This is a genomic window from Corallococcus sp. CA041A (genome assembly GCF_003612075.1).
Classification (GTDB): Bacteria; Myxococcota; Myxococcia; order Myxococcales; family Myxococcaceae; genus Corallococcus; species Corallococcus exiguus.
In genome coordinates this window covers 1-8,570 of record NZ_RAWF01000351.1, presented here as the reverse complement: position 1 = coordinate 8,570, position 8,570 = coordinate 1, and the positions used below count along the sequence as shown (strand labels likewise).

The 8,570-nt window shown below is 71.5% G+C and carries 7 protein-coding genes; 3 read left to right on the top strand and 4 right to left on the bottom strand.

The window, feature by feature from the left end; translation table 11 throughout:
• On the top strand, positions 1–1,496 hold a 1,496-nt coding region (gene ftsY, locus D7V77_RS38100; RefSeq protein ID WP_304485887.1), incomplete at its 5' end, for a signal recognition particle-docking protein FtsY.
• 7 nt (positions 1,497–1,503) lie between these two features.
• Here the strand turns inward: ftsY and D7V77_RS38095 are convergent.
• The gene (locus tag D7V77_RS38095) at positions 1,504–3,339 is read right to left on the bottom strand and encodes a M1 family aminopeptidase (protein WP_120581137.1); all 1,836 of its coding nucleotides are present in this window, start codon (positions 3,337–3,339) and stop codon (positions 1,504–1,506) included.
• Positions 3,340–3,390: 51 nt separating this feature from the next.
• Here D7V77_RS38095 and D7V77_RS38090 point away from each other — a divergent pair, with 51 nt between their 5' ends.
• Entirely contained in the window at positions 3,391–3,987 is a 597-nt protein-coding gene (locus D7V77_RS38090) for a hypothetical protein (RefSeq protein WP_120581136.1), read from the top strand.
• 55 nt (positions 3,988–4,042) lie between these two features.
• On the opposite strand, the gene D7V77_RS38085 is transcribed toward D7V77_RS38090, so the two are convergent.
• On the bottom strand, positions 4,043–5,065 hold the full coding sequence (locus tag D7V77_RS38085) for a PEGA domain-containing protein (RefSeq protein WP_120581135.1): 1,023 nt from the start codon (positions 5,063–5,065) through the stop codon (positions 4,043–4,045).
• 83 nt (positions 5,066–5,148) lie between these two features.
• On the opposite strand from D7V77_RS38085, the gene D7V77_RS38080 reads away from it, so the two are divergent.
• A complete protein-coding gene (locus D7V77_RS38080; RefSeq protein ID WP_120581134.1) occupies positions 5,149–5,676 on the top strand; it encodes a hypothetical protein in 528 nt (175 codons plus the stop codon).
• Between the two features lie 103 nt (positions 5,677–5,779).
• On the opposite strand, the gene D7V77_RS38075 is transcribed toward D7V77_RS38080, so the two are convergent.
• A complete protein-coding gene (locus tag D7V77_RS38075) occupies positions 5,780–7,306 on the bottom strand; it encodes a cellulose synthase family protein (RefSeq protein WP_120581133.1) in 1,527 nt (508 codons plus the stop codon).
• A gap of 317 nt (positions 7,307–7,623) precedes the next feature.
• On the bottom strand, positions 7,624–8,570 hold a 947-nt coding region (locus D7V77_RS38070; RefSeq protein ID WP_147452289.1), incomplete at its 5' end, for a D-alanine--D-alanine ligase.

Here is an 8,570-nt window from a genome sequence, read left to right as displayed (position 1 = left end):
CCCCTACCCCCGGCGGCGGGACGACGCAGCCGGGCACGGGCACCCCGCCGGACACCGGACTCACCGGCGGCGAAGTGGTGGGCATTGGCGGCGCGGCCCTCTTCGTCGTCCTGGCCCTCGTGGCGGCGCGCAAGCTCTTCGGCAAGAAGCGCGTGCCGGAAGCCCCCGGGAAGCCCCAGGTGGAGGCGCCCCAGCTGCCCGAGGAGCGCCCCGAGCTGCGCGTGGAGCTGCCGCCCAACGAGGCGGAGCTCGCCCGGCGCCGGGACCTGGACGACGCCCACGCGCGCATGGACGAGCTGCGCCGCCAGCGCGAGACGGCCTCGTTCGCCGCCCACGCCGCGAAGGATTCGGCGGAGAAGGCCCGGCTGGAGGCGGAGGTCCGCGCCCTCAAGGAGCGTGAGGAGGAGGCCAAGCGCGTCGAATACCGCGCCAAGAAGGCGCTCGACGACGAGACGCGCGAGCGCCGCAAGCGGGAGCAGGTCGAAGCGGTGCGCCTGCGCGATGAGGCCGTCGCCCAGGAGGCCGCCCAGGCGGAGGCCGCCCGTCAGGCCGAGGCCGCCGTGGCGCGCGCCAAGGTGGAGGCGGAGGGCGGCCGCACGCTGGCGCAGGGGCTGGACCGCACGAAGAACCAGGGCTTCATGGCGCGGCTCAACGGCCTGTTCGGCGGCCAGCGCACCATGGACGACTCCGTCCTGTCGGAGCTGGAGGAGATCCTCTTCACCGCCGACATCGGCGTGCGCACCGCGGACCACCTGGTGGAGGTGGCGCGCGACAAGCTCAAGCGCGCGGAGCTGAAGGACCCGGAGCGCATCAAGGGCGCCATCCGCGACGAGGTGGCGCGCATGGTGGACCTACCCGTGCCGCGTTCGCTTACGGGCGGTGGCCCGCCGCACGTGGTGATGGTGGTGGGCGTCAACGGCGCCGGAAAGACGACGACCATCGGCAAGCTGGCCGCGCAGCTCACCGGCCAGGGCAAGAAGGTGGTGCTCGCCGCGGGTGACACCTTCCGCGCCGCCGCCACGGAGCAGCTGGACGTGTGGGCCGAGCGCGCGGGCGCCCAGCTGGTGAAGGGCCCGGACGGCGGCGACCCGAGCGCCGTCATCTTCGAGGCGGTGAAGAAGGCGAAGGAGGAAGGCGCGGACGTCATCATCGCGGACACCGCGGGCCGGCTGCACACCAAGGCCCCGCTCATGGAGGAGCTCAAGAAGGTCAAGCGCGTGATGGACAAGGCGCTGCCCGGCGCGCCCCATGAAATCCTGCTCGTGCTGGACTCCACCAACGGGCAGAACGCCATCCAGCAGGCCAAGCAGTTCCACGACGCCGTGGGCATCAGCTCCATCGCGCTCACCAAGCTGGACGGCACCGCCAAGGGCGGCGTCATCATCGGCATCTGCGACGAGCTGAAGCTGCCCGTGGTCTGGGTGGGCGTGGGCGAGAAGATCGCCGACCTGCGCCGCTTCGAGCCGCGCGAGTTCGTGCAGGCGCTGTTCGACTGAAGCGGCCCTACTGCCCCATGAGCTGGGGCAGCAGCTGTTCCAGCAGTTGCTGCGTCTGGGCGTCCAGCTTCACGCCGCCCATGTCGCCGCCCATGGCCTCCATCAGCCCCTGGAGGTCCGCCGCGCCCAGGTCCTCGTCGCCGTGGGCCTCCTCCCACCAGCGCGTGCGCAGCTGCGTCAGCGCCTTCGCGTTCGCGGGGCTCGCCTTCGCCAGCTCCTGCGTGAAGCACGCCTTGCACGCCCACTTGAAGCGGTACGTGTCCACGTACGCGCGCAGGGCCTTGAGGAAGGCGCTGTCCCCCACCAGCTTGCGCGACGCGTGGTGCAACAGCGGCGCCTTGCCGTACACGAGCGCGCCGTACTCCAGCTCGCCGCCGTCGAAGTCGCCCGTGGGCCGGTCCGCGCGGCCGTCGCTGCCGCCCGTCAGCCGGAAGAACTGGTAGGGCATCACCAGGGCCTCGTTGCGCAGGGACTCGGCGGCCTCCGGGCCGTGGGCCCATTCCATGTAGAGGAGCGCCGCGTACTGAGCCAGGGACTCGTCCACCACCGGGTCGTGGATGGGGTCCGAGCCCACGAGCCCCGCGAAGTACTGGTGCGCCACCTCATGCGCCACGGTGAACTCCAGCGTGCGCTCCAGGGACGCCCCCACCTGCGAGCCCACCTGCGCCAGCATCCCCGCGCCGCCCTGCGCGTTCAGCATCTCCTGGAAGGCCTCCATGCCGGGCATGCCCACCAGCATGGACAGCGGGTCCTGCTTGGCGCGGTAGAGGGACGTGCCCACCGTCACCAGGCCCGGGAACTCCATGCCGCCCGCGCCGCCGCTCAAGGGCGCCTGCACCACGCGGAAGTGGGTGTAGGGCAGCGGGCCCAGCCGCTTCTCGAACTCCGTCAGGGCCTGTGACGCGTACTTGAGCACGCGCTTGCCCACCGCCGCGTCCCGCGCCGCGAAGTGGCTCTCCACCGTGACGCCGTTCACCGTGGCGGTGGCGGACTGGTAGCCGCGCGTCACCAGCACCGGGAAGTCGCGCACCGCCGCCGCCGCGAAGCTGTAGCGCACCCGGCCGTCGCGCTCGGGCACCGCGCCCATGGGCGTCCCGGTGGTGTGCGCCGCCCAGCCTGACGGCACCGTGAGCGTGGCCAGCACGTGCGCGGGCTCGTACAGCGCCAGGTCCCCCGTGCCCTGCGGGCCGGCCCACGGCTGGCCCTGGTCATCCATGGGAGGCACCTGCGGCACCACGCCCACCAGGCTCATCACGTCCGCCGTGGCGGAGAAGGCCCCGTGGTCGTCCGAGCCCCCCTTCGCGCCGCCGCCCAGGAGCCCCGAGCCCAGCAGCGACTCCGCGCCCGGCGCCGCCTTGGGCACCGTGCCCTTCAGCGAGACCTCCAGCGACACCGTGCCGCCCGGGGGCACCGGCGGCTCCACGGTGATGCGCTGCAACGTGGGCTCCGGCCCCAGCTCCAGCGCCACGGCCTTCCCGTTGAGCTTCGCGCCGGAGAGCGTCACCTGGCGGGAGCGGGTGTTGGGCGTCAGCCGCAGGTACAGCTCCGTCACCGGCTTGGGGCCCTTGGCCACCCGCTCCACCTGCACCTTGCCCCAGACGCGCCGCTCCTTCGGCTCCACCTCCAGCTGCACGCGGTAGAGCGGCACGGACTCCAGCGGCCCCAGCGCCCGCGCGGCCCGGTCCCGCTCCTCCGGCCTCAGGTGCTGGAGGCACAGCTGCACCTCTGGCGCCACGCTGCCCGCGCCCGGAATGGCGGGAGCGGCGGGGGCGGGAGGTGTCGCCGCAACCACGGGGCCCGCGGCCAACGCGCACAGCAGCCACCATCCGGGGAGGGTCCGCATGGGGGGCATGCTAATTGACCCCGTCCAGGGCCGCTCGCTACAAGCCTCCGGGTGCGCCACTCGCGAACGTTGACCCTCTCCGCCGCCGCGCTGAGCCTCCTGGCCTGCGCGAAGCAGGTTCCCCCGTCCACCGCCGCCGCGCCGCCCGAACCGCGCTCGGTCCAGCTGCTGACCGCCACGCCGGAGCGCGAGACGGCCCGCCTGGAGCAGCGGCGCGAGGACGTGGAGGTGGACACCCGCGAGGGCGAGCGCACGCCGCGCGTCGTCGCCACCGGCGAGACGCCGCAGCTGCTGCTGGACGGTGCCAAGGCGACCCTGTGTGGGGACGCGGCCTGCAAGCAGGGCTTCGCCGTGGACAACTTCCTCCTGCTGGAGGTGCTGGACACGAAGGGGAAGGTGTCGCGCCGCGCGGCCGTGGGCTTCGCGGACAGCGTCTTCATCGGCAACGAGCAGGTGGACAACGTGGGCCGCCGCGCCTTCAGCTTCGAGGCCAACGAAGTGGACCTCAGCGGCCTGCTGCCGGAGTCCGAGCCCTTCCGCCTCCGCGCCACCGCGCTGGACTACTGGGGCGTGGGCCGCGTGACGAACGTCTTCCTGCGGCTGGAACCCGGCGCGGGCCGCGCCGAGGACGACCTGCGGGGCCACTGAGCGGCCCCGAAGCTCCGGAAGCAGGGGCGGACGCGGACGTCCGCCCCGCGCGTCGTCAGAAGCGCACGCCGTTCGCGGGCATCGCCGGGCGCAGGCCCTGGAACCCGATGGCACCGTCACACGCCCCGCCGCACACTTCGTTCGGGGTGAGCTCCGCGGGGCCCCGGGTCACCGCGTAGGCGCCAGCGCCCGCCGCGGCGGCCACCACGCCCACGCCCACCCAGACGTACCACTTCTGGTACCAGGACTTGCTGGTGCTCTCCTTCACCTCCGGCGGCTGCTCGGTGCCCAGCGCCAGGCCCGGCTGGTCCACCGGCGGCTCCGCGGGCTTCGAGGGCTCCAGCACCGTCGAGCGCGGCGCATCGTCCGCCTGCGCCACCGCCGTCGGGACGTCCGAGGAGGGACGCAGCCGCCCCTCCACGACGTAGAGCTGGCCGGCGCGCACGGTGATGTTCTTCACGTCCTTGAGCCCCGGCGCGCGGAACTCGATGACGTGCGGCCCCTGCGACAGGGGGTAGTTCTCCATGTTGGTGGTGCCCACGCGCGTCCCGTCCACGTACACCCCCACGCGGGGCACGTCCGCGCGCAGGGTGGCGAAGCCCGTGGCCGCGTCCAGCGAGATGATCAGCTCCGTGGTCAGCCCCGGCGCCAGCGTCACCTGCTGGTTGAATTCCGAATAGTTCTGACGGCGGGCGATGACGGTGTGCTCCCCCGGCGTCAGCTCCAGCGGCGTCTGAGGGTTCACCTCCTCGCCGTCCACCGTCACCTTCGCGCCGCGCGCGTTGCTGCCCAGCTTGAGCGCGAGCGTGGCCTTCGCGGGGACCGGGTCCTCGACGGTGGCCGTGGCGGCGTTCTTGCCCGTCTTGCCCTTGCGCGCGCCCAGCTTCTCCTTCTTGGGCGGCGTCTTGCGCTTGGCCGTCGGCTTCGGCGGCTTCGCGGGCTTGGCCTTGGTGCCCTTGGGCTTCGTGGGCTTCGTCTCCGAGGGGCCCAGGAGATCATCAATGTCCTGGGCGAACGCCGCGGACGGCAGGGCCAGGGTGGCGACGAGCGACAGGATGGCGAAGCGGCGAAGACTCATGTCGGGCCGAAGGTTAGAGAGTCATCCCAGGGGAAGCAAACACCGTCCCACCGGGACGTCCGTTGGGAGAATATCCGCGCCCCATGCACCGCGCCCTCGTCACCCTCCCCCTTGGCCTCTGTGTCCTCTCGCTCGCGGCCTGTCCGGGCAAGGCCCCACCCCGGGTGGAGACCCACGCCGCCTCCGTGCCACCTCCCATCCACGTGCCGCCCGGCTGTGAGAAGGACCTGTCCGGCGACTACCACCACGCGCAGAACCCGGCCTTCCGCTACCTGGGCCAGGACGACGGCCGCACCCTTTCACTCGCGGTGGTGCGCGCGTGGGCGGACGGCGGCGTGGAGTCCCCGGACGCGGGCTCCGTGGGAATCGTCCTCACCCGAACACCCGAGGGCTTCGTGGGCGAGACGCGCGCCACCGGCTTCAGCGCCTCCGGGACGCCCTGCCCCGTCGCCTTCCCCACGGAGGCCGTGGCCTGCACCAACGCCGGCCTCACGCTGAGGGCCGCGTCCAGCACCGCCATCGACGAGGGCTGCCGTCCCGCGACCTCCGGCCCCGCGCCCGTGCGCCAGGAACAGGTGCTGCTGCGAGGCGCGCCCGACGCGGGCCTGTAGTCCCCCCGAGCCACAGGCAGGAAAGCACCGCGCCGCCCTCCCCGCCTGGAGTCCAGGAGGGAAGCGGCGGCGCGAGGTGAACAGCGGAAGCGGTGTGAACGGCTCAGGCCGCCTGACGCGGCTGCTCCTCGGAGGACGTCACCGCGGGGGCGGCGTCCGGCACCTTCGTCCGGCGGCCCGCCAGACCCTGCATCAGGCTGGACATGCCCACGTAGAGGAAGCCCGCCAGGAACAGGATGATGAAGGGCACCGACGTGTAGATGCGCGAGTCGATGGCGAACCACAGCGCCCCGGTGAAGTACGCGGCGAAGAGCAGCTCCACCACCGGCATCAGCGTCTTGCTGCCCCGGTAGCTCTTCTTCACGGCCTTGACGTTCTTGCCCTCGGCGCCCGTCTTCGGCGTGCGCGCGAACCCCGACTGCTGGTTGAGCAGCGCCTCGCCCACGGCCTTCGCGTTGTTGATGGCCAGGCCAATGCCCAGGCTCATCAGGAAGGGCAGGTACTTGAAGCGCTCCCAGCCCTTCACGCCGCGCTCGCGCTGGGCGGCCACGTAGAAGACGCAGACGCTGGCCGTCGCGGTGATGAAGAACGGCAGGTCCAGGAACAGCGTGCCGTACAGGCCGTGCTGGAAGCGCACCACCATGCTGATGGGCATCAGCACGGACAGGAGCACCATCAACAGGTAGGCCATGTTGTTGGTGAGGTGGAAGAAGGCCTCGCGCTTCACCAGGAGCGGCAGGTCGCTCTTGAGGATGGTGGGCAGCAGCTTCTTCGCCGTCTGGATGGAGCCCTTGGCCCAGCGGTGCTGCTGGCTCTTGAAGGCGTTCATGTCCACCGGCACCTCCGCGGGGGAGATGACCTCCGGCAGGAAGATGAACTGCCAGCCCTTCAGCTGGGCGCGGTAGGACAGGTCCAGGTCTTCCGTGAGCGTGTCGTGCTGCCAGCCGCCCGCGTCGCCAATGGTCGTGCGGCGCCAGATGCCCGCGGTGCCGTTGAAGTTGAAGAAGCAGCCGGCGCGGTTGCGCGCGGTGTGCTCGATGATGAAGTGCCCGTCCAGGAAGATGCTCTGCGCCTGCGTGAGGATGGAGAACTCACGGTTCAGGTGGCCCCAGCGCACCTGCACCATGCCCACCTTCGCGTCCGCGAAGAAGGGCACCGTGCGCATCAGGAAGTCGGGGCTGGGGACGAAATCCGCGTCGAACACCGCCACGTACTCGCCCGAGGCCAGCTTGAGGCCGTTCTCCAGCGCGCCCGCCTTGAAGCCCTGGCGGTTGACGCGGTGGATGTAGACGATGTCGTGCCCCTTCTGCCGGTGGCGCTCCACGCACGCGCGCGCGATGCCGCACGTCTCGTCCGTGGAGTCGTCCAGCAGCTGAATCTCCAGCAGCTCGCGCGGGTAGTCGATGCGACACACCGACTCCACCAGGCGCTCCACCACGTACATCTCGTTGAAGATGGGCAGCTGGATGGTGACCTTGGGCAGCGCCTTCAGCGTGCCGTTGGGCGTCGGCAGCTTGAACTTGTGGCGGTAATACAAAAACGCCATGCGGTAGCGGTGGGAGCCGTAGACTCCCAGCACGCTCAGCAAGCTGAAGTAGACTGCCAGGAAGATGATCTCAACGGTGGTCATCGGTGACGCTCAGCCCCTCCCGCTGGCACTGGCGCCAGCGGTCCAACCAGACGTGGCGGCATGCCGACCGACCGCTCACGCTGACCGCCGCCTGTGGGTCTGCTGAGCCCCGCCCCGTATGTGCCCGTAAAGACTGGGCTTTGACCTTCCGGCTACTGATCGCCGGCGGACAATAGGGAGCCACCCGGGTCGTGTCAAACTATTCCCCGGATTCGAGAGGCTTTGAACGGCGGTTTTGACGCAGGTTGTCACCCTCTGCTTCCCTGCGTCGGGGCGATGCCGAGACGACGTCCCAGGTGCTCCGCGCGCCAGAGGACCTAGCGCGCGACGCGCAGGGGCACGGGAGCGGTGGGCGCGAGAGGCGCGGCCTCGGTGACGTGGGGCTCGTCGCGGGTGGCGCGGTCCAGCACGCCTTGCACCAGCGAGGGGAAGTCCAGGCCGGCGCGGGCGGCGATCTTCGGCAGGAGGCTGACGGGCGTGAAGCCCGGCAGGGTGTTCACCTCCAGCACCACGTCGTTCTCCGTGTCGGAACACATCAGGTCCACGCGGCCGTAGCCCCGGCAGCCCAGGGCGCGGTACGCGGCGAGCGCGAGCGACTCCACGTTGACGCGACGGGTGTCGGACAGGCGGGGCGGGAGGAAGTACTGGGCGCCGCCGCCCTTGTACTTGGCCTCGTAGTCGAAGCCCTCGCGCGGGTAGGACACCTCGCAGCTGCCCAGCACGCTGTCGCCGAGGATGCCCACCGTCACCTCCTGGCCCTGGACGAAGCGCTCCACCAGGGCCTCACCGCCGAAGCGGCACGCCTGGACCACCGCGGGCACCAGCGCCCCGGCGTCGTGCACCACGGACAGGCCCACGGACGAGCCGCCCTTGGCGGGCTTCACCACGCAGGGGAAGCCGCTGTCGCCGTGCAGCTCCAGCGCGCGCTCCGCGTCCTCGCGGGCCACCCGGTAGCCCATGGGCGAGGCCAGGTTGTGCAGTTGGAAGAGCTTCTTCGCCATGGGCTTGTCCATGGCCAGCGCGGAGGCCAGCACGCCGGAGCCGGTGTACGGAATCTCCAGCAGCTCCAGCAGGCCCTGCACGCGGCCGTCCTCGCCCATGCGGCCGTGCAGCGCGAGGAAGGCCACGTCGATGTCCGCCGCGCGCAGCGCCCGGTCCAGGCCCGGGCCCGCGAAGACGCGGGTGACGGTGTGCCCCAGGGTCTCCAGGGCCGCCACCACGGCCTCCCCCGTCTTGAGCGAAATCTCCCGCTCCTCGCCCCACC